Annotated in this window: 21 protein-coding genes; 19 read left to right on the forward strand and 2 right to left on the reverse strand. The window is 41.3% G+C overall.

Annotated features, from left to right (window positions below):
* Nucleotides 1–7 precede the first annotated feature (7 nt).
* From DWV68_RS03065 to DWV68_RS03080, 4 genes are read left to right on the forward strand one after another with little or no spacing between them, the layout of a single operon-like run.
* Nucleotides 8–2,614 carry an FtsK/SpoIIIE family DNA translocase gene (locus tag DWV68_RS03065; RefSeq protein WP_118665026.1) on the forward strand — a complete coding sequence of 869 codons (2,607 nt, stop codon included), beginning with the start codon at nucleotides 8–10 and terminating at the stop codon, nucleotides 2,612–2,614.
* Nucleotides 2,615–2,654: 40 nt separating this feature from the next.
* Nucleotides 2,655–4,325 carry a formate--tetrahydrofolate ligase gene (locus DWV68_RS03070; RefSeq protein ID WP_117841037.1) on the forward strand — a complete coding sequence of 557 codons (1,671 nt, stop codon included), beginning with the start codon at nucleotides 2,655–2,657 and terminating at the stop codon, nucleotides 4,323–4,325.
* Nucleotides 4,326–4,333: 8 nt separating this feature from the next.
* On the forward strand, nucleotides 4,334–5,176 hold the full coding sequence (gene folD, locus DWV68_RS03075) for a bifunctional methylenetetrahydrofolate dehydrogenase/methenyltetrahydrofolate cyclohydrolase FolD (RefSeq protein WP_118665028.1): 843 nt from the start codon (nucleotides 4,334–4,336) through the stop codon (nucleotides 5,174–5,176).
* 9 nt (nucleotides 5,177–5,185) lie between these two features.
* Nucleotides 5,186–6,334, forward strand: coding sequence for a chitobiase/beta-hexosaminidase C-terminal domain-containing protein (locus tag DWV68_RS03080; RefSeq protein WP_118665030.1), 1,149 nt, complete (start codon nucleotides 5,186–5,188; stop codon nucleotides 6,332–6,334).
* A 68-nt stretch (nucleotides 6,335–6,402) separates the two neighbouring features.
* Here the strand turns inward: DWV68_RS03080 and DWV68_RS03085 are convergent, their stop codons facing one another.
* Both DWV68_RS03085 and DWV68_RS03090 read right to left on the reverse strand, forming a co-directional pair.
* A complete protein-coding gene (locus DWV68_RS03085) occupies nucleotides 6,403–6,981 on the reverse strand; it encodes a xanthine phosphoribosyltransferase (protein WP_117698389.1) in 579 nt (192 codons plus the stop codon).
* Between the two features lie 46 nt (nucleotides 6,982–7,027).
* Nucleotides 7,028–7,507, reverse strand: a complete 480-nt coding sequence (locus DWV68_RS03090; RefSeq protein WP_118057445.1) for a hypothetical protein — start codon at nucleotides 7,505–7,507, stop codon at nucleotides 7,028–7,030.
* A 102-nt stretch (nucleotides 7,508–7,609) separates the two neighbouring features.
* Here DWV68_RS03090 and rlmH point away from each other — a divergent pair, with 102 nt between their 5' ends.
* The 15 genes from rlmH (at nucleotide 7,610) to miaA (ending at nucleotide 25,540) form a co-directional block, all read left to right on the forward strand.
* Entirely contained in the window at nucleotides 7,610–8,092 is a 483-nt protein-coding gene (gene rlmH, locus DWV68_RS03095; protein ID WP_117841040.1) for a 23S rRNA (pseudouridine(1915)-N(3))-methyltransferase RlmH, read from the forward strand.
* Nucleotides 8,093–8,138: 46 nt separating this feature from the next.
* On the forward strand, nucleotides 8,139–9,446 hold the full coding sequence (locus DWV68_RS03100; protein WP_197420805.1) for a pyrimidine-nucleoside phosphorylase: 1,308 nt from the start codon (nucleotides 8,139–8,141) through the stop codon (nucleotides 9,444–9,446).
* 27 nt (nucleotides 9,447–9,473) lie between these two features.
* Nucleotides 9,474–9,764, forward strand: coding sequence for a YabP/YqfC family sporulation protein (locus DWV68_RS03105; RefSeq protein WP_227700104.1), 291 nt, complete (start codon nucleotides 9,474–9,476; stop codon nucleotides 9,762–9,764).
* A 9-nt stretch (nucleotides 9,765–9,773) separates the two neighbouring features.
* Complete coding sequence (locus DWV68_RS03110; RefSeq protein ID WP_118057446.1) at nucleotides 9,774–11,033, forward strand: sporulation protein YqfD; 1,260 nt, start codon at nucleotides 9,774–9,776, stop codon at nucleotides 11,031–11,033.
* Nucleotides 11,020–12,018, forward strand: coding sequence for a PhoH family protein (locus DWV68_RS03115; protein WP_022243793.1), 999 nt, complete (start codon nucleotides 11,020–11,022; stop codon nucleotides 12,016–12,018). The genes DWV68_RS03110 and DWV68_RS03115 overlap by 14 nt, the downstream gene beginning before the upstream one ends.
* Entirely contained in the window at nucleotides 12,005–13,186 is a 1,182-nt protein-coding gene (locus DWV68_RS03120) for a hypothetical protein (protein WP_022243794.1), read from the forward strand. Before DWV68_RS03115 ends, DWV68_RS03120 begins: the two co-directional genes overlap by 14 nt.
* Nucleotides 13,183–13,680 carry an rRNA maturation RNase YbeY gene (ybeY, locus tag DWV68_RS03125; protein ID WP_117946943.1) on the forward strand — a complete coding sequence of 166 codons (498 nt, stop codon included), beginning with the start codon at nucleotides 13,183–13,185 and terminating at the stop codon, nucleotides 13,678–13,680. The genes DWV68_RS03120 and ybeY overlap by 4 nt, the downstream gene beginning before the upstream one ends.
* 15 nt (nucleotides 13,681–13,695) lie before the next feature.
* A complete protein-coding gene (locus DWV68_RS03130) occupies nucleotides 13,696–14,808 on the forward strand; it encodes a DUF3048 domain-containing protein (RefSeq protein WP_118665032.1) in 1,113 nt (370 codons plus the stop codon).
* A 29-nt stretch (nucleotides 14,809–14,837) separates the two neighbouring features.
* Nucleotides 14,838–16,496, forward strand: a complete 1,659-nt coding sequence (locus DWV68_RS03135; RefSeq protein ID WP_118057448.1) for a putative polysaccharide biosynthesis protein — start codon at nucleotides 14,838–14,840, stop codon at nucleotides 16,494–16,496.
* An 85-nt stretch (nucleotides 16,497–16,581) separates the two neighbouring features.
* Nucleotides 16,582–16,959 (forward strand): hypothetical protein, encoded by a 378-nt coding sequence (locus DWV68_RS03140; RefSeq protein WP_117698382.1) that lies wholly within the window; start codon nucleotides 16,582–16,584, stop codon nucleotides 16,957–16,959.
* A 101-nt stretch (nucleotides 16,960–17,060) separates the two neighbouring features.
* Entirely contained in the window at nucleotides 17,061–18,305 is a 1,245-nt protein-coding gene (locus DWV68_RS03145; protein ID WP_118057449.1) for an NAD(P)/FAD-dependent oxidoreductase, read from the forward strand.
* Nucleotides 18,302–19,909 carry an NAD(P)/FAD-dependent oxidoreductase gene (locus tag DWV68_RS03150; RefSeq protein ID WP_118057450.1) on the forward strand — a complete coding sequence of 536 codons (1,608 nt, stop codon included), beginning with the start codon at nucleotides 18,302–18,304 and terminating at the stop codon, nucleotides 19,907–19,909. The genes DWV68_RS03145 and DWV68_RS03150 overlap by 4 nt, the downstream gene beginning before the upstream one ends.
* Before the next feature lie 58 nt (nucleotides 19,910–19,967).
* Nucleotides 19,968–22,592, forward strand: a complete 2,625-nt coding sequence (gene mutS, locus DWV68_RS03155; protein WP_117841248.1) for a DNA mismatch repair protein MutS — start codon at nucleotides 19,968–19,970, stop codon at nucleotides 22,590–22,592.
* A gap of 17 nt (nucleotides 22,593–22,609) precedes the next feature.
* Entirely contained in the window at nucleotides 22,610–24,583 is a 1,974-nt protein-coding gene (gene mutL / locus DWV68_RS03160; RefSeq protein WP_117698418.1) for a DNA mismatch repair endonuclease MutL, read from the forward strand.
* Nucleotides 24,584–24,589: 6 nt separating this feature from the next.
* Nucleotides 24,590–25,540 carry a tRNA (adenosine(37)-N6)-dimethylallyltransferase MiaA gene (gene miaA, locus DWV68_RS03165; protein WP_118665034.1) on the forward strand — a complete coding sequence of 317 codons (951 nt, stop codon included), beginning with the start codon at nucleotides 24,590–24,592 and terminating at the stop codon, nucleotides 25,538–25,540.
* The last annotated feature ends 73 nt before the right edge of the window (nucleotides 25,541–25,613 follow it).

The raw sequence follows: 25,613 nt of genomic DNA on the forward strand, positions 1-25,613 counted from the left end.
GATTGAAATGGCAACTGGAACTAGAAAAAAGACAACTCAGAAGAAAAAAACAACGGGAACAACAGCATCAAAGGCAAGAAAACAGCGGGAACAGCAGGAATCCTTCCGGAATGAAGTGATTCTTTGGATTGCACTGGCAGTCTGTATTGTTTTGCTGCTTGCTAATTTTGGAATCGGTGGAAAAATCGGAAGCGGAGTCAGTTCCTTTTTCTTTGGAATATTTGGATTAATGGCATATGTATTCCCAATCTGTTTCTTTTTAGCCGTGGTGTTCGCAGTGTCTAACCGGGAAAATAAAGTAGCAGCAGTCAAAATTGTAGCGGCGATATTATTTGTATCCTTTTTATGCCTGTTTGTGCAGATGGTAACAGACAGCAGCAAGGAAGCAGGAGCAATATCCGCTTTCCGCTATGGCTTTGAAAATAAGGCTGGTGGCGGTATAATCGGTGGATTATTAGAACAGCTTCTGTGTCCGAATTTTGGTGTGCCGGGTACTTATGTCATTGATATTATCGTTTTGATAATTTCCCTTGTGCTGATTACGGAACGTTCTATTATGAAGGGCATGCAAAAAGGCGGAAAAGTCATTTACGATTCTGCCAAGGATGATGCAATCCGCCGAATGGATGCAGCAAAGGAACGCCGGGAGGAGCGGGAGAAAGAAAGAGAAAAAGAGCAGGCAAGACGGCGGATGGAGAAGAAGGTAAGTGGTGTGGCATTGGATACCAAATTACCATCCCCAGATAAAAAGAAAGTTAAATCAGATGATATTAATGAAATTACCTTAAGTGATATCGAAGATATGCCTGTGGTACAGGAAGAAAATAAAGTTGTACTTACGGCAGCCAACGGCAGTCAGGGAGTGGAACCGCCGGTATGGCGGGAGCCGGTAATTCACACACTGAATGAGCCGGTGGCAACCATACATAGAACAGAGGTAAAACCGGTAATTGAGCCTGCATTTGAGCCGGAACCTGTTGCAGAAAAGGCAGAAAGCAATCTGCCAAAAGAACCGGCGCATCCTGTAATGGAAGAAGAAAAGCCAAGGAAAAATAAAAAGCAGGACAAGATGGAAATCGAAGATGAAGTGGCGGCAGTAGAAGAATCCATCGTAAAACAGGAAAGTTCCGGTGGCAGATATGTATTCCCGCCGGTAGATTTGCTGAAAAAAGGAAATACAGGTGCTTCTGGTGATACCAGGGATTATCTGAATCAGACAGCAGCAAAATTAAAAGAGACTCTAAAGAATTTTGGAATTAATATTACAATTACGGCTATCAACTGCGGACCAGCAGTAACGAGATATGAATTCCAGCCGGAAATGGGTGTAAAGGTCAGCAAAATCGTAAATTTGTCCGATGATATCAAGATGAATCTTGCGGCGGCGGATATCCGGATTGAAGCACCGATTCCGGGTAAAGCAGCCATTGGTATCGAGGTGCCGAATAAAGAAAGTATTCCGGTTATGTTCCGTGATTTGGTAGAGTCAGAGGAATTTCATGCCAATAAATCACCGATTGCTTTTGCAGCCGGAAAAGATATTGCCGGAAAAGTCATGATTGCGGACATTGCAAAGATGCCGCATCTATTGATTGCAGGAGCTACCGGTTCCGGTAAATCGGTCTGTATCAATACAATTATTATGAGTATTTTGTACCGAGCAGATCCGGAGGATGTAAAGCTTATCATGATTGACCCGAAGGTGGTTGAGTTAAGTGTATACAATGGAATCCCACATCTGTTTATTCCGGTTGTTACAGATCCGAAGAAGGCGGCAGGTGCATTGCACTGGGCGGTAGCTGAAATGACAGACCGTTATCAGAAATTTGCAGAATACGGTGTCCGTGATCTGAAGGGCTATAACCAGAAAATAGAAGGAATCAAAGATATTGATGACCCGGATAAGCCAAAGAAGATGCCGCAGATTGTAATTATTGTGGACGAGCTGGCGGATTTGATGATGGTTGCACCGGGGGATGTGGAAGATGCTATCTGCCGGTTGGCGCAGCTTGCAAGAGCCGCAGGAATCCATCTTGTCATTGCAACACAGCGTCCTTCCGTAAATGTCATTACCGGACTGATTAAAGCAAATATGCCATCCCGAATCGCATTTTCTGTAACGTCCGGTGTGGATTCAAGAACCATTCTTGATATGAACGGTGCGGAAAAGCTTTTAGGAAAAGGCGATATGCTTTATTATCCGCAGGGCTTACAGAAACCGCTTCGTGTACAGGGTGCGTTTGTATCCGATAAAGAGGTATCAGATGTGGTTGAATTCTTAAAGGAACACAATGAGGGAGAAGGCTACAGTAGTGATATTGAAGAGCGGATGAACAATATTTCTGTATCCGCAAGCACTGGTGCTGATGCGGCATCTGGTGATGGAAATGACAGAGATGCTTATTTCTTGGATGCTGCAAAGCTTTTGATTGATAAAGATAAAGGTTCCATCGGAATGATTCAGCGTTATTTTAAAGTTGGTTTTAACCGGGCGGCAAGAATTATGGATCAGCTGGAAGAAGCGGGTGTAGTAGGACCGGATGAAGGGACCAAGCCGCGACAGGTGTTAATGTCTCCGGAACAGCTGGAAGCATTTATTGAAGAGGGTAATTAAGAAAGATTTATAGAATACAATCCATGAGGAGGAAATGAAGATGAAGTCAGATATTGAAATTGCACAGGAAGCAGAACTGGTACATATTAAGGAAGTGGCTGAGAAGCTCGGAATAAACGAGGATGAGCTGGAATTTTACGGAAAATACAAAGCAAAGATTTCCGATGAATTATGGGAGTCTGTAAAAGACAGGGAAGATGGCAAACTGGTTCTTGTAACAGCTATTAACCCGACACCTGCCGGCGAAGGAAAGACCACAACAAGTATCGGACTTGGTGAGGCGATGGCTTTACTTGGTAAAAAAGCGGTACTTGCACTTCGTGAGCCGTCTTTAGGACCGTGCTTTGGAATCAAAGGTGGAGCTGCAGGTGGTGGATATGCGCAGGTAGTTCCGATGGAAGATTTAAATCTGCATTTTACCGGAGATTTCCATGCAATCACATCCGCAAATAACCTGTTGGCAGCATTATTAGATAATCATATCCAGCAGGGCAACCAGCTTGGAATTGACCCACGTCAGGTAGTATGGAAACGTTGTATGGATATGAATGACCGTGCACTTAGAAATATTGTAATCGGTCTTGGAAGCAAGATGGATGGTATGGTACGTGAAGACCATTTCATCATTACAGTGGCATCTGAAATTATGGCTGTTTTATGTCTGGCGGACAATATGGAAGATTTGAAACGCCGTCTGGGCAGAATCATAGTTGCCTATTCCTTTGACGGAAATCCGATTACGGCAGATGATTTACATGCAACCGGTTCTATGGCAGCACTCCTAAAAGATGCCATCAAACCAAATCTGATTCAGACATTAGAGCACAATCCGGCCATTGTTCATGGTGGACCATTTGCAAATATTGCTCATGGATGCAACAGTGTCCGCGCTACAAAGACAGCTTTAAAATTAGGTGATATTGCAATTACAGAGGCCGGTTTTGGTGCTGACCTTGGTGCTGAGAAATTCTTTGATATCAAGTGCCGTAAGGCTGGACTTAAACCGGACGCAGTTGTACTGGTAGCAACCATTCGTGCATTAAAATATAACGGTGGGGTTCCAAAGGCAGACCTTGCAAAGGAAGATTTGGAAAGCTTAAAGAAGGGAATTGTAAACTTAGAGAAACATATCGAGAACCTTCAAAAATTTGGTGTACCGGTAGTAGTTACCTTAAACTCCTTTGTAACCGATACCAAAGAAGAAATTGCATTTGTAGAGAACTTCTGCAAGGAAAGAAACTGTGAATTCGCATTATCTGAAGTATGGGAAAAAGGTGGCGAAGGCGGAATCGAACTTGCAAAGAAAGTACTGGATACTTTAGATCATAAAGAAGCACATTTCAAACCTCTGTATGACGATGAGATGTCTCTTATGGATAAGATTAAGACGATTGCAACTGAGATTTATGGAGCAGATGATGTAACTTACAGCAAGGCTGCATTAAAAGAATTAAAACATATTGAAGAAATGGGGATGGGCAATTTCCCTGTATGTATGGCAAAGACCCAGTATTCTCTTTCTGATGATGCATCAAAGCTTGGCAGACCGACTGGCTTTACCGTAAATGTCCGTGAAGTATATGTATCTGCCGGAGCAGGCTTTGTAGTAGCTATTACCGGCTCTATTATGACCATGCCTGGACTTCCGAAAGTACCGGCTGCAAATAATATTGATGTAACCAATGATGGCGTAATTACAGGATTATTTTAGGAGGTATCATGGCATTATTAATTGATGGAAAAAGAATTTCTGCTGAAATAAAAGATGAATTAAAAGAAGAAGTAGCACAGTTAAAGGAACAGGGAATCACAGGAGCACTTGCTGTAATCCAGGTGGGAAATGACCCTGCATCCAGTGTATATGTCAGAAACAAAAAACGTGCCTGTGAATATATTGGGATAGATTCTCTTTCTTATGAGCTTCCGGAAGAGACTTCCCAGGATGAATTACTGGCTTTAATCGATAAATTGAATAAAGAAGAACATGTAAAAGGCATTTTGGTACAGCTTCCATTGCCAGAGGGCATTGATGAGGATGCGGTAATCCGTGCCATTTCTCCGAAGAAGGATGTAGATGGTTTCCATCCGGAAAATGTCGGCGCATTGATGATTGGACAGAAAGGATATATTTCCTGCACACCAGCCGGAATCATCCAGCTTCTAAAGCGTTCTGACATTGATATTGAGGGAAAACACTGTGTTATCGTTGGAAGAAGCAATATTGTTGGAAAACCGATGGCAATCTTAATGCTGCGTGAGAATGCAACTGTTACAGTAACGCATTCAAAAACCCGTAATTTAAAGGAAATCTGTAAAGAGGCAGATATTCTGATTGTTGCAATTGGGAAAAAAGAATTTATTGATGCATCCTATGTAAAAGATGGTGCAGTTGTCATTGATGTAGGAATTCATCGCGATGAGAACAATAAACTTTCCGGTGATGTAAAATTTGATGAAGTAGAGCAGCTTTGTAGTGCGATTACACCGGTTCCGGGTGGAGTCGGACCAATGACCATTGCAATGTTAATGAACAATTGTGTGGAAACTATGAGACATGAATAGGAGAAGGCTATGAAGTGTGCAAATTGTGGAGCAGAAATAAAATTAGGCTGTGTATACTGTTCTGTATGTGGAAAAGAAGCACAGATTGTTCCGGATTATAATGTGGAAGAGGATATTTTAAAAGAATTATTAGAAGAAGACGATAAACCGAATAAGAATACCTCTTCCAACGGAAAGAAGAAAAAATCATTGAAAAACAGCCAGAAGAAAAAGAAAGAGGCAGAACAGAAAAAGAAACAGAAAAGACTTCTGATTACAGTATCAGTTCTGATTGCTATTGCAATCATTGGTGTTATCATTGTTCTTCTGGTGCAGAACAGCCATAAGAAATCTTTTGATTATCAGTATCAGAAGGGAATCAGTTACACGGAAGAGAAGAATTATACCAAGGCATTGACCTATTTTGAACAGGCTGAGAAATTGCAGCCGGATAATGTGGATGTATTACTCCGGATGGCTGATTTGTACCGTCTCCGAAAAGATGAAACATCAGAAGAAGCGTATTTGTTACAGATACTTACCCTTGATAAGAACAATGAAGAAGCGTATCAGATGCTGATTGCCTTATATGATAAGCAAAAGGAATATGATAAACTACAGGATTTATATGAACAATCAGACTCTGATAAAATAAAAGCGCTGTTTGATAATTATGAAGTAAAGGCTCCGGAGTTTTCGGAAGAAGCCGGGGAATACAATGATACGATTGAAATTGAACTGATGGCAGACTCAGACTGTACCATTTATTATACGTTAAATGGTGATTCTCCGATTGAAAAGGGAATGGAATATACAGAACCGATTTCTTTAGAGGATGAGAAAGAATATACCATCAAAGCAGTAGCAAAGGACGCAAGAGGCTTTTATAGTGAGATTGCAGAAGCAGATTATGAAATTACTTTTGAAGCTCCGGATTCTGCTAATGTAACACCTGCGGCCGGAACATATTATGATGCGCAGAGCATCAGTATACAGGTTCCCGCTGGTTCCACTGCTTACTATACCTGGGATGGCTCAACACCAACACAGGATTCTGATGTATACAGTGAACCACTTGAAATGCCACAGGGCAATAATGTGTTGTCTATTCTTGTGGTAGATGACCATGGACTGGCAAGCCCAGTGATAAGATATAATTACATTTATCTGCCGGAATAAGCTATGGCAGATGAACAAAGGCAGATAAGAATGTTTCTTATCTGCCTTCGTTCCGGGGATTTTAAAAATTAGTCTTCTTTTACAAATTCAATGACACCCTTGTCAAGTCTGGATACTCTTGCTAAAGAATAAACATCGATGCCCTGTTCCTCCAATTTTTCACGACCAGGCTGGAATGCTTTTTCGATTAAGACACTGACACCTGCGATGGTGGCATGTGCTTTACGGATTAGGCGGATAGCACCGGTAGCAGCTTCGCCGTTGGCAAGGAAATCATCCACGATAAGAATGTGGTCATTTTCGCTGATGTATTTTGCGGAAATGGTTAATTCATAGCTGGTTCCTTTGGTATAAGAAGTTACAACAGTCTGATATAAATCATGATTTAAAATTTTAGAAGGCTGTTTCTTTAAAATAACAAGTGGAACGCCTAATGCTTCTGCAGCCATAAGAGCCGGAGCAATACCGGAGCTTTCGATGGTAGCAATACGTGTGATACCTTTTCCTTTATAATGTTCTGCAATATCTTTGCCCATTTTCTTCATTAATTCAGGATCCACCTGATGATTAATAAAGCTGTCAACCTTTAAAATGTTTTCACTTTCTGCGATTCCTTCTGCAAGAATTTTGTCTTCTAATAATTTCATTTTGTTACTCCTTTGATTGTATTATATTTAAGCAGAAATCTGCTGTTTATTCATTGGTGTCTGAATAGTAAGCGGCATAAATCTTTTCTAAGATATGTTCTTCATAATCCTCCGGCAGACCGGCAAATTTAGCATGAAGAAGTGCGGCAATTTTGTCGGAACGGATAAAGTAACGCTGCTCCATGGAAGGCTCGCTGTCAGCACCACTGACATGGTCGATTTCTTCCGCAGTATAGTTTGAAGAGAACCATTCCATAATTTCGCTGGTGCGTCTGCTTTCCATATCTGCATCCGCAGACATCTGGTTGATTTTACGGAAATGTGTAATTCCGATTCCAAGAAAAATAACAAACAGAACAGACATTACAACAATCATAATAACACGCATATAATCAGCCATTGGTAATTTGATGATGTCCAGAGCAAAAAGAATGACAAAAATCAGACCGGCAATTCCAACTCCAAGGAATGTATAAGCGGTAGAACGATTATCTTCCAGCTGGGCATCTTTCTCCTTGTATACCATGTTATGTACCTGACCTTTCGTTATAATAATACTATTATAAGTGATTTTATCCGACGATACAATAACCTTGTCTGTATTTCTGAAATAAGGTATACTGCAAGTATGAAGATAACAATATTATGCGTAGGAAAAATCAAAGAAAAATATTTCAGGGATGCCATTGCCGAGTACGAAAAAAGACTGGGCAGATACTGTAAGCTTGAAATTGTGGAAGTGGCAGATGAGAAAACACCGGATGGAGCATCCGAGGCAGAGGAACAGCAGATTCGTCATAAAGAGGGGGAACGTCTTTTAAAATATTTAGAGGGAAAGAACTGCTACGTCATTGCCCTTGCAATCAACGGAAAAATGCTGGATTCTGTTGCTTTATCGGAAAAAGTCAGTGACTTGATGGTAAAGGGCAACAGCCATATCGTTCTTGTGATCGGAGGCTCCCTTGGAATTGCGGATGAAGTATTAAAACGTGCAGATGAAAAAATAAGCTTTTCGAAGATGACATTTCCGCACCAGCTGATGCGTGTTATTTTATTGGAGCAGTTATACCGGAGCTATCGGATTATCAATCATGAACCGTATCACAAATAAGCAACCGTATCATAAATAGAAGAAACGGATAAAAGGAGGAGATTTTATGAGGATGTACGACCTCATTTTAAAGAAAAAGGAAGGAGCTGCTTTAAGCAAAGAAGAAATCCAGTGGATGATAAATGCATTTACAACCGGTGAAATTCCGGATTATCAGATGTCAGCCATGCTGATGGCAATCTGTTTTCAGGGAATGAATCACGATGAGACACTGGCATTAACACTTGCTATGCGGGATAGCGGAGATGTGCTTGATTTATCCGGTATTAAAGGCGTAAAGGTGGATAAACACAGCACCGGTGGTGTAGGAGATAAGACCTCTCTGATTCTGACACCAATTATTGCTGCACTTGGTGTTCCGGTAGCAAAAATGTCCGGAAGAGGATTGGGTCATACCGGCGGAACCATTGATAAGTTAGAATGCTTTGAAGGATTCAGCACATCCATATCAGAAGGAGCCTTTTTAAAGCAGGTATCAGAGGTTGGCGTTGCAATTGCGGGACAGACTGCTAATCTTGCACCAGCAGATAAGAAGCTGTATGCACTCCGGGATGTCACTGCTACGGTAGCGGAGAAATCCTTAATTGCCAGCAGCATTATGAGTAAGAAATTAGCCAGCGGATCGGATGCTATTGTCCTTGACGTAAAGACCGGAAACGGTGCATTCATGCAGACTGTGGAAAAGGCAGAGGAACTTGCCCGGATTATGGTGGCCATCGGAAATGGTGCTGGAAAGAAAACTTATGCGGTTATTACAGATATGTCACAGCCCCTTGGCAATACAGTAGGCAATATTGTGGAAGTGCAGGAAGCCATTGAAGCATTGAATGGAAAAGGGCCAAAGGATCTGATGGATGTTGTCTATGCATTAGGGTATCTTATGTTAAAGGCTGCCGGTGTAGCAGAAGATGAAAACGAAGCAAGAACAATGATGGAGAAAGTCATTGCAAGCGGAAAAGCACTGGATAAATTTGCAGACTTTGTAGAAGCACAGGGTGGCAGAAAGGAACAGGTTTATCATCCGCAGTTATTGGCAAAAGCAGCAATTACAGAAACCATCATCGCACCGGAAGATGGATATGTAGAAGCTTTAAATGCTATGGCAATTGGAACTGCCTGCATGAGCCTTGGCGGCGGCAGAGAGACAAAGGAGAGTCAGATTGATTTAACTGTCGGTATCCGCCTTAAGAAAAAAATAGGAGACAGCGTAAAAAAAGGAGAATGTCTGGCCGAATTATATGGTAATGATGCAGCAAAATGCAACGATGCAAAGGAACTGGTTCAAAATGCATTTCTTTTCAGTAAAGAGCCACTGGATGCACCGGAAACAGTTTTAAAATATATTACCGCATAGAAAAGAAAAAAACTCATATAGTTATATATGAGGAAAAACAATAAGAAAGAGTTAAAAAAAGATTTTAAAAATCATATGGTGGAATCCTTAGAACTGCCGAAAGACTTAGTCTACCGGGCAGCAATTGTAACCGTTATGGGTAACAGGGAACTGCTGTTGGAAAATTATAAGGGAATCTTAGAATACGAGAAAGAATATATCAGGATTCAGGCGAAAAGCTGCCGGATTCTTGTTCGTGGGAAGAATCTCAACATTTCCTATTATACGAATGAAGAGATGAAAATAACAGGAATCATCCAAAGTATTGAGTATGAATAGAGGTTTTCTATGACAACACTTTCCCTGTTTAAATATATAGGCGGTTACCTTGAGGTAGTCTTAAGTGGTTATGCCCCGGAACGATTTTTAAATCTGTGTGGCAATCACAATATTTTAATCTGGAATCTTCGAAAAGAGGAAGATGTTTATCACTTTTTTATCAGCATTCGTGCATTTTGGAGTATCCGTCCGTTCATAAGCAAGACCGGATGCAGGATTCGGATTCTGCGCAAAATAGGATTTCCGTTCTGGATGAACCGTTACCGGAAACGAAAATGCTTCCTGATGGGAGTAATTCTCGCAGCTGGTCTGGTGTGGTTTTTATCACGATTTCTCTGGAATGTGGAGGTAGATGGTAATTCATCTGTTACGACAGAAACCGTTTTAACATTTCTTGATGAGGAGGATTGTGGTTACGGAGACCGGATTCGTACAATTGACTGCGAACAGTTAGAACGGGATCTGCGGGCACAGTTTCCGGAAATCATCTGGGCATCGGTACAGATTTACGGAACGAAAATGACGGTATTAATCAAGGAAAATCTGGTACAGCAGGAAGCAATGGAAGAATTGCCGTATGAAGCTTCAGACCTGATAGCAGAAGAGGATGCGACAGTGGAATCAATTATTACAAGAAATGGAACCCCACTAGTAAAGAACGGCGATGCAGTAAAGGCAGGAGATATATTAGTAAGTGGCAGGATTGATTTGACTAATGACAGCGGGGAACGGTATGCCTATGAATATTGCAATGCGGATGCGGATATATATCTGCTGACGGAATATTCCTACCATGATAAATTTTCCCTTGTCCATGAAGAAAAAAGAATGACCGGTGCAAAAAAGAAACGGTATGCTATTGATTTCTTTGGAAAAGTAATAACACTTCCGGCATTAAGCGGTGAATTTGAATGTGCAGACAAAACCACGGATTATAAGCAGCTTTGCCTTCATGGGGACTTTTATCTGCCACTCGGAATCTATTCTAGTACTTTAAAAGAGTATCGGACAGAACAGGCAATTTATACGAAAGAGCAGGCAGAAGCGGTTGCTACAGAAAATTTTAATATTTATTTGTCACATTTAGCAGAAAAAAATATTCAAATTTTAGAAAAAAATGTTATTATAGATATGGACGATAAAAACTGTATCATGGAAGGAATCATCAAAGTGCGCACAAAAGCTGCTTTAAGGCACGAAACGGAACAGCTTACAGCACCTGATACAGAAGACACAGAGGAAGGGCTAGTATTAAATGAGCTTGAATGAAACAAGAATTGATATACCGGCAGAGCATGTTTCCAATATTTTCGGACAATTTGACCATAATATAAAATTGATTGAACGGACCTTAAATGTTACGGTAGTGCCCCGCAATGAAGGAATCAAAGTCATTGGAGATACCGCAAATGTAGAGGGTGCATGCAAGGTGTTTGCAGAACTTTTACAACTGGCAGAGAGAGGAAACATGATTGATGAGCAGAAGGTTGCATATACACTTTCTCTTTTGGGAGAACATAAAGAAGGCTCGTTGGTAGAAATCGATAAGGACTGCATCTGCCATACGATAAACGGCAAACCGGTGAAACCAAAGACTTTAGGGCAGAAGGCTTATGTGGATGCCATCCGTAAGCAGATGATTGTATTTGGAATCGGGCCTGCCGGAACCGGAAAGACTTATCTTGCCATGGCCATGGCAATTACCGCATTTAAGAATGAAGAAGTAAATCGTATTATTTTAACCCGTCCTGCAATTGAAGCCGGTGAGAAATTAGGATTTCTTCCGGGAGATTTACAGAGCAAGGTAGATCCGTATCTTCGCCCGCTGTATGATGCACTGTATCAGATTATGGGAGCAGAAAGCTTTCAGCGGAATATGGAAAAGGGGCTTATTGAGGTCGCACCATTGGCTTATATGAGAGGCCGTACCTTAGATAATGCATTTATTATCTTGGATGAGGCACAGAATACTACACCGGCACAGATGAAGATGTTTTTAACACGTATTGGATTTGGCTCCAAGGTTGTGGTGACCGGAGATGCTACCCAGAAGGATCTGGCTCCGGGAACGAAGTCGGGACTGGATGTGGCATTACGTGTACTTCGAAATGTAGATGAGATATCCGTCTGCAAATTGACCAGCGCTGACGTAGTAAGACATCCTTTGGTACAGAAGATTGTAAAAGCCTATGACGATTATGAATCAAAAGCAAATAAAAGAACGAAAAGAGTAACGAAAAATGAAGGAAGATAGATTTTCACCCAAAAGAATGATTCGTATGCTGGGAATCCTTATTTCCGTTGCGATTTATTCTGTTTTTCTGGCAATAATCTGCAAGTTTACCATAGACCGTGTACTGGTACTTGTTTTTATAAATGCTTTATATCTGCCATTGCTGATTGCAGTGATTGAAATGGAACGTATCAGAGGGCATCTGAACCGGAATGAAAAAAGTGATTTTCATCAGCTGTTTCTTTGCTTTCTTGCAGCAGCAGCCTGTTATGTGGGTTTCTTTTTTATGCCGGCATATATGGCACCGGTCATGATTCCGGTCATGATTCTTTCCTGTGGCGGAAATGAGCTGATTGGTATTTTAGGTGGAATTTATTTTAATACACTGCTTTGCATGTGTTCCAGCGGCAGTTTTTATGAATATGCGGCATATACTATGCTGACGGTACTTTCCGGAATTCTGCTTATGGTAATCAGCCAGAAAAAATATAAAATTTATGGATGCATCATGACTGTTGCATTGTCGTTTGCTGTTCCGAGTATCTTCTATTACATCAGCAGCTTTGAAATCAATTATCATCAGTACTTATCCGCAGGATGCAGCATGATACTGACTGCAGTTTTTTCGTACTTTTTTGCGGACAGGCTGTATTATTATACGAAGCATGAAAAAGAACGTACTTTAGCTGAAATTATTGCAGAAAATTTTCCACTGGTACAGGAGATTAAAAACTATTCGGAAATTGATTATGCACATGCCCGTAAAGTTTCGAGTGTGGCAGAAGAATGTGCAAAGGAGCTTGGGGCAGATGATAAAACGGTAGCTGCGGCAGGATTTTACTACCGGATTGGCAAGCTGGAGGGAGAACCGTTTGTAGAAAATGGAGTTCGTCTTGCTGAGATTAACTGTTTCCCGAAAAACGTGGTTAAGATTCTAAGCGAATACAATGGTGAATTAAATGCTATTAGTTCTATAGAGTCCGCAATCGTACATATTGTGGACAGTATTGTTACCAAATTTGAACTTTTGGACAAGGAAACCGTGAAGAACAGCTGGAATCATGATATTATTATTTATCAGACATTAAACGAAAAATCGGCTGCCGGATTATATGATGAAGCGAATCTTGGCATGAACCAGTTTATTAAAATCAGAGAGTTTTTAACGAAAGGAGCGGATTTGTTTTGAGCCTTGCGATAGAAAAAGAAGCGGAGGTTACCTTCGATTTTGATTATGAAACACTTGCAAAAGATGTAATATCGTTTACAATGGAACATGAGCATTTTCCTTTTGAAGCAGAAATCAGTCTTACACTGACAGATAACGAAGGTATCTGGAAGGTTAATAAAGAGTTCCGGGAGATAGACCGCCCGACGGACGTTTTATCCTTTCCAATGTTAGAATATGATGTACCGGGAGATTTTTCCCAGATAGAGAATCAGACGGAGGATTGCTTTAATCCGGATACAGGGGAAATTCTGCTGGGGGATATTATTATTTCTGTGGACAAGGTCAGGGAACAGGCAGAGGAATATGGCCACAGTATGCAAAGAGAATTTGCATTTCTGATTGTACATAGTATGCTGCATCTGTTTGGTTACGACCACATGGAAGAGCAGGAAGCTGCATTGATGGAAGGAAAGCAGCGCGAGATTTTAGAATGCTTAAATATTTTAAGATAAAAATGGAGGAACATCATGAAAAAGAGATTAAGTATTGTTTTATGCATGACACTGATGGCAACCAGTCTTTTAGCTGGATGTAAGAAAAAAGAGGAAGCTCCGGAACCGACAGAAACCGTTTCTGAAGCAGAACCTGAAACCGAAACCAAAACCGGCAAAGATGGTATGGCAAGAAGTTACCTGACCGGTGAATGGATTGATAAAGATTTAGCAAAGAAGAAACCGGTTGCAATCATGATTGGAAATACCAATGATGCATTGCCACAGTATGGACTGTCACAGGCAGACGTACTTTACGAAGCTCCTGCTGAAGGCGGAATTACCCGTCTGATGCCAATTTTCCAGGATTATTCCGGATTAGACAAGATTGGTTCGGTAAGAAGCTGCCGTCACTACTATGCATATTATGCAATGGAATTTGATGCAATTTATATTCATTACGGACAGGCAATTTACGCAACTGAGCTGTTAGAGAGTGGCAAAGTTGAGGACTTAAACGGTTTAGAGGGTGCCATTGATTCTGCTACTTTCTATCGTGACAAGTCAAGAAAGGCTCCACACAATGCATTTGTAAGCACAGATGGTATTGATGCCGGAATTGAATTAAAAGGTTATGATACCGAGCTGCCTTCCGATTATGAAGGACATTATCAGTTTAATGAAGATGATGAAAAAGAAATTGAACTTACAGACGGAGCAGATGCAGCAGTGGTTCAGCCGGGATATTATGTAAACAATCCTTGGTTTGTATATAACAGTGAAGATGGTTTATACTATCGTTTCCAGTATAAAAAAGAGCATATGGATGAAAATACAGGCACACAGCTTGCTTTTAAGAACATTCTGCTTCAGTACTGCGATTATACCAAGTTAGATGATGCACACGGTTATCTGGATGTTGAGAGCACCGGTGAAGGAACCGGAAAATATATTACTAACGGTAAAGTAATAGATGTGACATGGAAGAAAGCAAGCGAAAACGAGCCAACCAGATACTATGACGCTTCCGGAAATGAAATCACATTAAATCAGGGTAAGACCATGGTATGTGTATTGTTAAATGATATGGAGAAGAAATTAAATATCTATGCAACAGAAGATGAGTTTACACCACCTTCCGCAAAATAATTATTTCGAAAATTACTTGAGGTAAATTTATGAGTTCAGGAAAAAAGAGTGACTCCAACTTTTTAGTACAGGGTTCCATTCTTGCAATTGCCTCTATAGTCAGCAGGATAATCGGTCTGCTCTATCGTATCCCGATGACCAATATCATTGGAGATACCGGTAACAGTTATTACAGTGCAGCCTTTGAAATTTATAATATCCTGCTGATTATTTCTGCATACAGCCTGCCATTGGCGGTATCCAAGCTGGTATCTGCCCGTGTCTCGAAGGGGCAAAGAAAAAATGCATATCGAATTGTAAAAGGTGCCCTGCTTTTAGCAACCGGTACCGGACTTACTGCAAGTTTGATTCTTTTCTTTGGTGCGTCATTCTTCACAAACATGCTGAATACGCCCCTTAGTATTTTTGCATTGAAGGTTCTGGCACCGACGATACTGGTAGTTGCTGTATTAGGAGTCTTACGTGGATTTTTCCAGGGACTTGGTACCATGATGCCGAGTGCCATTTCACAGATTATCGAACAGATTGTCAATGCGATTGTCAGTATTGCAGCTGCCTATATCCTCTATGGATATGGGGCAAGAATCGGAGCAGTGCTTGGAAATAAGGAAAAGTATGGTTCTGCTTACGGTGCTGCAGGCGGAACACTGGGTACCAATATGGGAGCGGTGTTTGCACTTTTATTCCTTGGAATGTTGTTTCTGGCATACAAACGTATTTTTAAACGACAGATGCGCCGGGATACCAGCAGCAAAACAGAATCCTATCAGAATGTCTTTCGTGTACTGATTATGACCATTGTTCCGGTACTTTTAAGTACCACAATTTATAATATCAGTGCAATTTTAGATCAGGGTATCTATAAGAACGTAGCGGAACTACAGGGCTATAAGCCGGATGATATTGATGTCTGGTGGGGAATCTTTTCCGGAAAATATAAGACCATTATCAATATTCCGATTTCCATTGCTGCTGCGATGGCGGCTTCTTGTGTACCAAATCTTACCGGTGCGTATGCAAGAAAAGACAGAGAGTCCGTACGAAGCCAGATTAATATTGCAATCCGCTTTATTATGGTAATTGCATTCCCTTGTACCATTGGAATTGCAGTGCTGTCAGGACCGATATTAAAGCTGCTGCATCTTTATGGCAGCACCGGAACTACTGCAGCAACCATGCTTACAACGGGAGCTATTGCAATTTTGTTCTATTCTCTTTCCACATTATCTAATGGATTGTTACAGGGAATTAACCGGATGAGAGAGCCTGTTAAAAATGCGGCTATCGCATTGGGACTGCATCTGATTGCACTATTAGTGATGATGTTTGGTTTACATCTTGGTATTTATGCAGTGGTATATTCGAATGCTTTATTTGCATTCTTTATGTGCCTCTTTAACGCAATGTCTTTACGGAAATACAGTGGTTATCGCCAGGAAGTTGTGAAAACTTTCTTAATCCCGGTGGCAGCTTCTGCCATTATGGGTGTCGTAGTCTTTGGCGTTTACAAAGGTATTTTTGCTGTTATTAAGGTAAATGCCATTGCAGCTATACTTGCGATTGTAATGGGAGCTGTTGTATATGGTGCAATGCTTTTATTATTAAAAGGCTTAAGTGAGGAAGAATTAAAGAAATTCCCGAAGGGATACCTTTTCGTCCGTATTGCCAAGAAATTACATTTATTATAAAATGCAATAAAAGGGCAAAACATAGAATTCTTGAAAAAATTGTATAAAAAGAAAAAACCTGCGCATACTGTTTGTGGTGATGAATATGAAAAACACAAAACGTATGCGCACTTTTTTCCTTGGAGCACTGGTATTATCTATCTCTGCATGGATTGGTGGAAGACAGTATTATCTGAAACTGAATGAAAAAGAACAGGAAAAAATAATAAAGATTCAGGAAGCTGAGACGGAGCAATTCGAGGATAGCGTGGAAAGTGCAAACATTCAGAATAAAAAAGCATTTGTTATCCGGGAAGAGGACGGGTACTTGAATGTCTATTTCGGCGAAGAGGATGCCTTATACATGTATACTGGAATTGCGTATCAGGGACTGCCAGAAGAATTGAAAAAAGAAATCAGCAATGGGAAAACCTTTGATACACTGGAAGATTTATACCGTTTCTTAGAAAGCTATTCCAGTTAAAAAGTTGATTGTTTCAGACTGTTATGATACAATCTAAAAGGCTGAATAGGTCTGATTGCATAGCAGTCCAAAAGAAATAGAGAGAAGAGTAAATAACTGGCATGAGTAAGCATACAGAACGCATAGGTGTCGTTGTAGTCGGTGGAGGTGCTGCCGGATTGGTGGCAGCCATTATGGCGGCACGAAACGGTGCAAAAGTTCTTATTTTAGAGCACAACGAAGTACCTGGTAAGAAGATTTTAGCAACCGGAAACGGTAAATGTAATTATACAAATAAAGTGCAGGGTGTGGACAAATATTACGGACAGAACCCTGCTTTTGTTGCACCTGTATTTGAGCAGTTTGGACTGGAAGAGACACTGCAGTTCTTTAAAGAACTTGGCATATATCCAAAGGAGCGTAACGGCGGATATTATCCTCAGAGCGAGCAGGCAACTGCAATCAGGGATGTGTTGCTGATGGAATTAAAGAAACAGAATGTTGGAGTGGTCTGTGGCTGTGGCATAAAAGGCATAGAAAAGACCGCAAAGGGCTTCACTTTTCATACCAAGGGCGGTGATTTTTATGCAACAAAATGCATAATGGCAACCGGTGGTAAGACCTTAAAGAAAAGTGGCAGTGACGGAAGCGGTTTCCTATATCTTGAAAGTCTGGGACATCATATCATAGATTTAGTACCTGGGCTTATCGGATTGAAGGGAAAACAGTCATTTTTTGCTGATATTGCAGGAATTCGTGCAGATGTAAAGGTCGATTTATACATAGAAAGCACGCATGCATGCAGCGAACGGGGGGAATTACAGCTCACGAATTATGGAATATCCGGCATTCCGGTATTTCAGCTTTCAAGAGTTGCCACAAGAGCGTTATCAGAACAGAAAAAAGTCTATGCGACACTTAATTTTGTGCCATTCTGGGAGAAAGAACAGTGCTTAACCTATTTCAAGGAAAGATTTAAGAAAGCAGATGAAAAACACATCGGGGAAGCCTTAATCGGCTTTTTTCCGGAAAAATTAATTCCGGTATTATTAGAAGAGTCACATATAAAAGCTGCAAAATATGCGAACCGGCTGCAGACAGAAGAATTAGAGAGATTTATAGATACAGTGCAGGGACTCCGGGTGGATATTACTGACTGGAATACCTTTGATACGGCACAGGTGACTGCCGGTGGCGTAGACACTGATGAAATAGATGCAGAAACCATGGAGTCAAAGCTTTGTCCGGGACTTTATTTTGCCGGAGAAATGGTGGATATTGACGGAATCTGCGGTGGTTATAATTTGCAATGGGCATGGAGCAGCGGCGCAGTAGCCGGGATACATGTGGCAAGGGAGTTATCATGATACGAGTAAATCAGTTAAAGCTTCCGATTGAACATTCGGAAGAGATGTTAAGAAGACAGATTATCAAAACACTTCATCTAAAAAATGAAAAGGATCTGATCCGTTATCAGATTCGAAAGCAATCCATTGATGCAAGAAGAAAAAATGAACTTTCCTTTGTATACACAGTGGATGTGGAATTGAAGCAGGAAGCTATGATTTTACATAAGAATAAAAATTCCAATATCAGTAAAGCAAAGGATATACATTATCATTTCCCGGATGCCGGAGAGAAACAGCTGTCCCACAGACCGGTTATTGTAGGAAGCGGTCCGGCAGGAATGTTCTGTGCCTATGAACTGGCAAAGCATGGCTATTGTCCAATTATTTTGGAGCGTGGAAGCAGTGTGGAAGAGAGGACTGCTGAAGTAGAACGGTTCTGGAAGGACGGCATCTTAAATCCAAAGACGAATGTACAGTTTGGCGAAGGCGGAGCAGGTACTTTTTCCGATGGGAAATTAAATACGCTGGTAAAAGATGTGGCAGGAAGAAACCGGGAAGTGTTAGAAATCTTTGTGAAAATGGGCGCTCCGGAAGAAATTTTATATATAAATAAGCCTCATATCGGAACTGATATTTTAAAAACAGTCGTAAAAAACATCCGGCTGGAAATTGAAAGAATGGGTGGAACTTACTGCTTTTTCAGCCAGCTTACAGACATTACGCTGAATGGGAAGAAAGATAAAGTAGAAGCCATCCGGATTAACGGAGAAAAGGAAGTAGCAACAGACGTTCTGGTGCTGGCAATCGGACATTCCGCCAGAGATACTTTCCCAATGTTACAGGAAGCGGGACTTATGATGGAAGCCAAAGCATTTGCGGTGGGATTTCGTGTAGAGCATCCGCAGGCGATGATTGATGCATGCCAGTATAACGGACATAAAAATGCCCTGCTGCCTGCTGCATCCTATAAGCTGACCGCAAATCTTGAGAATCACCGCGGGGTATATTCTTTCTGTATGTGTCCGGGTGGTTATGTCGTAAATGCTTCTTCGGAGGAAGGTATGCTGGCAGTCAATGGCATGAGCTATCATGCAAGAGCCGGGCAGAATGCCAACAGTGCCATTATCATATCGGTTCGACCGGATGATTTTGAAGGGGATGGACCGTTAGCTGGAATTGAGTTTCAGCGGAAATTGGAAAAAAATGCCTATTGCATTGGAAACGGAGCAATTCCGCAGCAGCTTTACGGAGATTTTAAAGAGAATCGCATATCCACAGGATATGGGGCTTTTGAAAGTACCACAAAGGGTGCACATACATTTGCAAATCTCAGGGAAATTTTTCCAAAAGAATTAGCAGCATCTTTTCAAGCAGGAATGGAGCTCTTTCCGAAATACATTCCGGACTATAACAGGGAGGATGCCATTTTATCCGGTGTGGAGAGTCGAACTTCCTCTCCGGTGCGGATTACAAGGGATGAATCCTTTGAAAGTAATATTGCAGGCATTTACCCTTGCGGAGAAGGTGCCGGTTATGCCGGCGGTATTATGTCAGCAGCCATGGACGGATTGAAAGTAGCGGAAGCAATTGCAGGAAAATATGCAAGACTTAAAATAGATTAAAACAACAGGTGTTTTGAAACAGAAAAGGAGATACAGAACATTGACGGAATATACACCAATGATGCAGCATTATTTAAAAACACATGAAGAATACAAGGACTGTATTTTGTTTTACCGTCTGGGTGACTTTTATGAAATGTTTTTTGATGATGCAAAGGTTGTATCAAAAGAATTAGAGCTTACCTTAACCGGAAAGAGCTGTGGTGCAGAGGAACGGGCACCCATGTGCGGAATCCCATATCATGCAGCAGAAACTTATCTGACCAGACTGGTGAAAAAAGGTTATAAGGTTGCTATCTGTGAGCAGGTGGAAGACCCGAAGCTTGCCAAGGGAATGGTAAAGCGTGAAGTAACAAGAGTTGTAACGCCGGGAACTACCTTAAATGCACAGGCACTGGATGAAACGAAAAATAATTATATCATGTGTATCGCATATATCGGTGACCATTATGGTATTTCTTCTGCAGATATTACCACCGGAGATTACTATGTGACAGAAGTGGATTCGGAACGGAAATTATTGGACGAAGTCAATAAATACCAGCCGACAGAAATCATCTGTAATGAAGCATTTTATATCAGCGGAATTGATATCGATGATATGAAAAACCGTATGGGAATCGTAATTTATTCTCTGGATGCATGGTATTTTTCTGATGAGACAGCACAGATGACTTTAAAGGATCATTTTAAAGTCAGGGATTTAGAAGGACTTGGTCTTGCAGATTATGACAGCGGCGTCGTTGCAGCCGGTGCATTATTAAAATACCTTTACGAGACACAGAAAACAACCCTTTCCAATCTGGTGGCAATTCATCCGTATACCACCGGAAAATTCATGATTATTGACAGTTCTACCAGACGAAACTTAGAGCTGGTTGAAACCCTCCGGGAAAAGCAAAAGCGTGGTTCTCTCCTTTGGGTATTGGATAAGACCAGGACAGCCATGGGAGCAAGAACCTTAAGAAGCTTTGTGGAACAGCCATTAATTGAGCGTACGGAAATAGAAGAACGTTATGATGCCATTGACGAATTTAATACCAATGCCATCACAAGAGAAGAAATCCGGGAATATTTAAATCCGGTCTATGATCTGGAACGGTTGATTACCCGTGTTACTTATCAGACCGCAAATCCAAGGGACTTGATTGCATTTCGCAATTCCATACATATGCTGCCACCGATTAAGACACTGATGAGTGATTTTCAGTCACCACTTTTAAAACGTTTATATGAGCAGCTGGATACGTTGGATGAATTATACGAATTAATCGAACGCTCCATTGCGGAAGAACCGCCACTTACCCTTCATGACGGCGGCATCTTAAAAGAGGGCTATAACGAAGAGGTGGACCGCCTGCGGAAAGCCAAGACAGATGGAAAGAGCTGGCTTGCTGATTTGGAGGCAAAAGAGCGGGAGAAAACCGGAATCAAGAATCTGAAAATCAAATATAACAAAGTATTTGGCTATTATCTTGAAGTAACCAATTCCTTTAAAGACATGGTGCCGGACTATTTCACCAGAAAGCAGACTCTGGCAAATGCTGAGCGTTTTATTACACCGGAATTAAAAGAATTAGAGGATGTTATCCTAGGTGCGGAAGACAAGCTGATTGTCTTAGAATATGAACTGTTCCGGGAAGTCCGCCAGAAGGTGGCGGATGAAGTGGTCCGTATCCAGAAGACCGCCAAAGCAGTGGCGCAGATTGATGTATTTGCATCTCTTGCAACGGTAGCGGAACAGAATAATTACTGCCGTCCGAAATTAAACGAAAAAGGTCTTATCGACATCAAAGATGGCAGACATCCGGTAGTAGAACGGATGATTCAGAATGAAATGTTTGTGGCAAATGATACTTATCTTGATAATGGCAGCAACCGTGTGTCCATTATTACCGGTCCGAATATGGCAGGAAAGTCCACCTATATGCGACAGAGTGCGTTGATTGTACTGATGGCTCAAATCGGAAGCTTTGTTCCGGCAAAATCAGCCAAAATTGGAATTGTAGACCGTATTTTTACCAGAGTAGGGGCTTCTGATGACCTCGCCAGCGGACAGAGTACCTTTATGGTTGAAATGTCAGAAGTGGCAAACATATTACGGAATGCCACTTCCAACAGTCTTTTGATTTTAGATGAAATCGGACGTGGAACCAGTACCTTTGATGGATTGAGTATTGCCTGGGCAGTGGTAGAGCATATCAGTAATCCAAGGCTTCTTGGCGCAAAGACATTATTTGCAACCCATTATCATGAACTGACGGAGCTGGAAGGCAAATTAAACAGCGTAAATAACTACTGCATTGCAGTAAAAGAAAAGGGTGATGATATCGTTTTCCTGCGCAAGATTGTAAAAGGCGGAGCTGATAAGAGTTACGGTATCCAGGTAGCAAAGCTTGCGGGAGTGCCGGATAATGTCATTGAGCGTGCCAAAGAAATTGTAGAAGAATTAAGTAATAATGATATTACGGAAATTGTTCAGAATATCAGTGCGGAGGGAAGCAGCAAACGCAGCAAACCGAAGTTGGACGAGGTGGATTTAGAACAGATTTCACTGCTTGATACCATGGACAACGATACGATATTAAACGAATTAAAAGAACTGGATTTGGGTCAGATGACACCAATCGAAGCAATGAATAAGTTATACGAATTACAGAATAAAGTGAAAAACAGATGGTAAAGGAGGTGGATGGCGTTATGCCACAGATTGCACTGTTAAGTCAGGAAACAATTGATAAAATTGCGGCAGGAGAAGTCATCGAACGACCAAGCTCGGTGGTAAAGGAGTTAGTGGAAAATGCGATAGATGCAGGTTCCAGTGCAGTAACGGTTGAAATCAAAGAAGGTGGAATATCCTTTATCCGTATTTCGGACAATGGTTGCGGAATCGAAAGGGAACAGATTCCTTTGGCATTTTTGCGTCATTCCACCAGTAAGATTAAATCCGTAGAAGATTTGTTTACCGTTACATCCTTAGGGTTCCGAGGTGAAGCATTATCAAGTATCGCAGCAGTAAGTCAGGTGGAACTCATTACAAAGACGAACGGTGATTTTACCGGATCCCGTTATCTCATTGAAGGCTCAAAGGAAGTCTCTTTAGAAGAAATCGGTGCGCCGGATGGAACCACTTTTATTGTACGGAATCTTTTTTATAATACACCGGCAAGAAAGAAATTCTTAAAATCCGCCCAGACAGAAGGCACCTATATTCATGAACTGATGCAGCGGATGATTTTATCCCATCCAGACGTAGCTTTCAAATTTATTATGAATAATCAGGTAAAACTGCAGTCATCCGGAAATGGAAATATCAAGGATATTATCTACCATTTATACGGAAGGGATATTACAAAAGCGCTGCTTCCGATTGCACATGAAAGCGAGCTTTTTAAAGTCAGTGGATTTATTGGAAAGCCGATGATTTCCAGAGGAAACCGGGGCTACGAATTATATTTTGTCAATGGCAGATTTATCCGGAGCCAGATTTTATCCAAAGCTATAGAGGATGCCTTTAAACCGTTTCTGATGCAGCATCAGTATCCCTTTACGGTACTTTATTTTGAGATTGACAGCAGTCTTTTGGATGTAAATGTGCATCCCACTAAGATGGAACTTCGCTTTTCCAACCAGCAGGAGCTGTACCGGGAAGTGCAGAGTATTTTATCGGCAGCGCTAGTGCACCGTGATATTATACCGGAAGTTCCGGTGGATACACCAAAAAAAAACGAGATGGAAGTTCCTAAGATAGAGAAGGTAATGCCAGAGCCATTTGAGCAGAAACGTTTGGAAGAAATCCGGAAGGCAGTACGAAAAGACAGTCCTTACGAAATAAAATATCCTGTCAGCAGACCAATGGGAACCGGGTCAGTCAGCTCTGCGGCACAGGAAAAGCTTCTTGATACGATAAAATCAATGCCACCGGAAGATATGACGGAAGAACGGATTCAGAAAGAGCCGCTTCCGGAACAATCGAAAAAAGAAACGGAAAAAGAACTGGCAAAGGAAGCCTATGTCATCCGTGAGGAAGAAACCTATGGAGCAAAGCCGGAAGGAAGCTATGAACAGGGTTCTTTCTTAAAAGAAGAGGAGATGGCAAAGCAGAAGATTATCGGACAGCTTTTTGATACCTACTGGCTGGTAGAATATAATGACAGACTGTTTATTGTAGACCAGCATGCTGCCCATGAAAAAGTCATGTATGAAAAATTAAAAAAGCAGTTTGAGAAGAAAGAGTTTACTTCTCAGGCTATCAGCCCGCCGATTGTCATAACATTATCCATGCGTGAGGCAGAAGTACTGGAGCGATTCAAAGAACAATTTACGAAGCTTGGTTTCGAAATTGAGCACTTTGGTGGTGCAGAATACAGTATCTGTGGAGTGCCGGGTAATCTTTACCGGCTGAATACCAGGGATGTATTGATTGAAATGTTAGATGAGCTTACTGATGGCATATCCGAGCGGGCAACTGCGGATGTTATTTTAGATAAGATTGCATCCATGTCCTGCAAAGCTGCAGTGAAAGGAAGTCAGAGACTGAGCCTGCCGGAAATGGAACAGCTTATGAAGGATTTGATGAAGCTTGATAATCCATATAACTGTCCACATGGAAGACCAACGATTATTGCCATGTCAAAATATGAAATTGAGAAAAAGTTCAAGCGGATTGTGTAGGATGATATGATGAAAAAACCAATTGTAGTATTGACAGGTCCTACTGCAGTAGGAAAAACAGAATTATCCATTCAGCTTGCAAAGGCCATTGGCGGAGAGATTATCTCCGCCGATTCCATGCAGGTGTATAAATATATGGATGTGGGCTCTGCAAAAATCACACCGGAAGAAATGGATGGTGTACGTCATTATCTGATGGATGAATTGGAGCCTTTCGAGGAATTCCATGTGGTAAAATTTCAGGAATATGCGAAAAAATATTTAAACGAAATTTATGCCCACGGAAAGATTCCGATTATTGCCGGCGGCACCGGATTTTATATTCAGGCTCTGTTAAATGATATTGATTTTACGGAACAGGAAAGTGACAGTGCATACCGGAAAGAGTTGGAAGCGCTGGCAGAAGAACATGGCAACCAGTATCTTCATGACCGGTTAAGGGAAGTGGACCCGGAATCTGCCGAAGCCATCCATCCGAATAACAGAAAACGCGTCATCCGTGCGTTGGAATTCTATCAGGAGACCGGTAGAAAGATTTCTGAGCATAATGCAAAAGAGCAGATGCGGACTTCACCTTATAATTTTGCCTATTTTGTATTAAATGATGAGCGCAGCCACTTATACAAAAGAATCGATGCCAGAGTAGATAAAATGATAGAAGATGGACTGGAAGCAGAAGTCCGCCGCTTAAAGGAAATGGGCTGCACCAAAGATATGGTGGCAATGCAGGGAATTGGCTATAAAGAAATGTTATCCTATCTTGATGGCGGTTATTCTTTGGAAGAAGCAGTTTATATTATCAAGCGGGAAACAAGACATTTCGCCAAACGGCAGATTACATGGTTTAAACGGGAACGGGATGTCATCTGGCTTAACAAAAATGAGTTCGATTATAAAAATGAGGCAATTCTTGCATACATGATAAAGATACTTAAGGAAAAAGCTATTATTTCTTAAGTTTTTATTCATACAAAAAGAAAGAGAACATTATATGATAGACTTGCTGTAATTTAGAAAGAAATTGCAGCCG

This window comes from Roseburia sp. AF12-17LB, from assembly GCF_003479605.1.
In the GTDB taxonomy this organism is placed as follows: Bacteria; Bacillota; Clostridia; order Lachnospirales; family Lachnospiraceae; genus Roseburia_C; species Roseburia_C amylophila.

Excerpts from the sequence above, each read along its gene's own strand:
- DWV68_RS03115 (WP_022243793.1), top strand. The coding sequence starts at position 11,020 with ATGAGCTTGAATGAAACAAGAATTGATATACCGGCAGAGCATGTTTCC.
- DWV68_RS03105 (WP_227700104.1), top strand. The coding sequence starts at position 9,474 with ATGAGGAAAAACAATAAGAAAGAGTTAAAAAAAGATTTTAAAAATCAT.
- DWV68_RS03065 (WP_118665026.1), top strand. The coding sequence starts at position 8 with ATGGCAACTGGAACTAGAAAAAAGACAACTCAGAAGAAAAAAACAACG.
- DWV68_RS03085 (WP_117698389.1), bottom strand. The coding sequence starts at position 6,981 with ATGAAATTATTAGAAGACAAAATTCTTGCAGAAGGAATCGCAGAAAGT.
- DWV68_RS03070 (WP_117841037.1), top strand. The coding sequence starts at position 2,655 with ATGAAGTCAGATATTGAAATTGCACAGGAAGCAGAACTGGTACATATT.
- DWV68_RS03080 (WP_118665030.1), top strand. The coding sequence starts at position 5,186 with ATGAAGTGTGCAAATTGTGGAGCAGAAATAAAATTAGGCTGTGTATAC.
- DWV68_RS03090 (WP_118057445.1), bottom strand. The coding sequence starts at position 7,507 with ATGGTATACAAGGAGAAAGATGCCCAGCTGGAAGATAATCGTTCTACC.
- mutL (WP_117698418.1), top strand. The coding sequence starts at position 22,610 with ATGCCACAGATTGCACTGTTAAGTCAGGAAACAATTGATAAAATTGCG.
- DWV68_RS03145 (WP_118057449.1), top strand. The coding sequence starts at position 17,061 with ATGAGTAAGCATACAGAACGCATAGGTGTCGTTGTAGTCGGTGGAGGT.
- miaA (WP_118665034.1), top strand. The coding sequence starts at position 24,590 with ATGATGAAAAAACCAATTGTAGTATTGACAGGTCCTACTGCAGTAGGA.
- DWV68_RS03140 (WP_117698382.1), top strand. The coding sequence starts at position 16,582 with ATGAAAAACACAAAACGTATGCGCACTTTTTTCCTTGGAGCACTGGTA.
- DWV68_RS03120 (WP_022243794.1), top strand. The coding sequence starts at position 12,005 with ATGAAGGAAGATAGATTTTCACCCAAAAGAATGATTCGTATGCTGGGA.
- rlmH (WP_117841040.1), top strand. The coding sequence starts at position 7,610 with ATGAAGATAACAATATTATGCGTAGGAAAAATCAAAGAAAAATATTTC.
- DWV68_RS03150 (WP_118057450.1), top strand. The coding sequence starts at position 18,302 with ATGATACGAGTAAATCAGTTAAAGCTTCCGATTGAACATTCGGAAGAG.
- DWV68_RS03135 (WP_118057448.1), top strand. The coding sequence starts at position 14,838 with ATGAGTTCAGGAAAAAAGAGTGACTCCAACTTTTTAGTACAGGGTTCC.
- folD (WP_118665028.1), top strand. The coding sequence starts at position 4,334 with ATGGCATTATTAATTGATGGAAAAAGAATTTCTGCTGAAATAAAAGAT.
- DWV68_RS03110 (WP_118057446.1), top strand. The coding sequence starts at position 9,774 with ATGACAACACTTTCCCTGTTTAAATATATAGGCGGTTACCTTGAGGTA.
- DWV68_RS03130 (WP_118665032.1), top strand. The coding sequence starts at position 13,696 with ATGAAAAAGAGATTAAGTATTGTTTTATGCATGACACTGATGGCAACC.
- mutS (WP_117841248.1), top strand. The coding sequence starts at position 19,968 with ATGATGCAGCATTATTTAAAAACACATGAAGAATACAAGGACTGTATT.
- DWV68_RS03100 (WP_197420805.1), top strand. The coding sequence starts at position 8,139 with ATGAGGATGTACGACCTCATTTTAAAGAAAAAGGAAGGAGCTGCTTTA.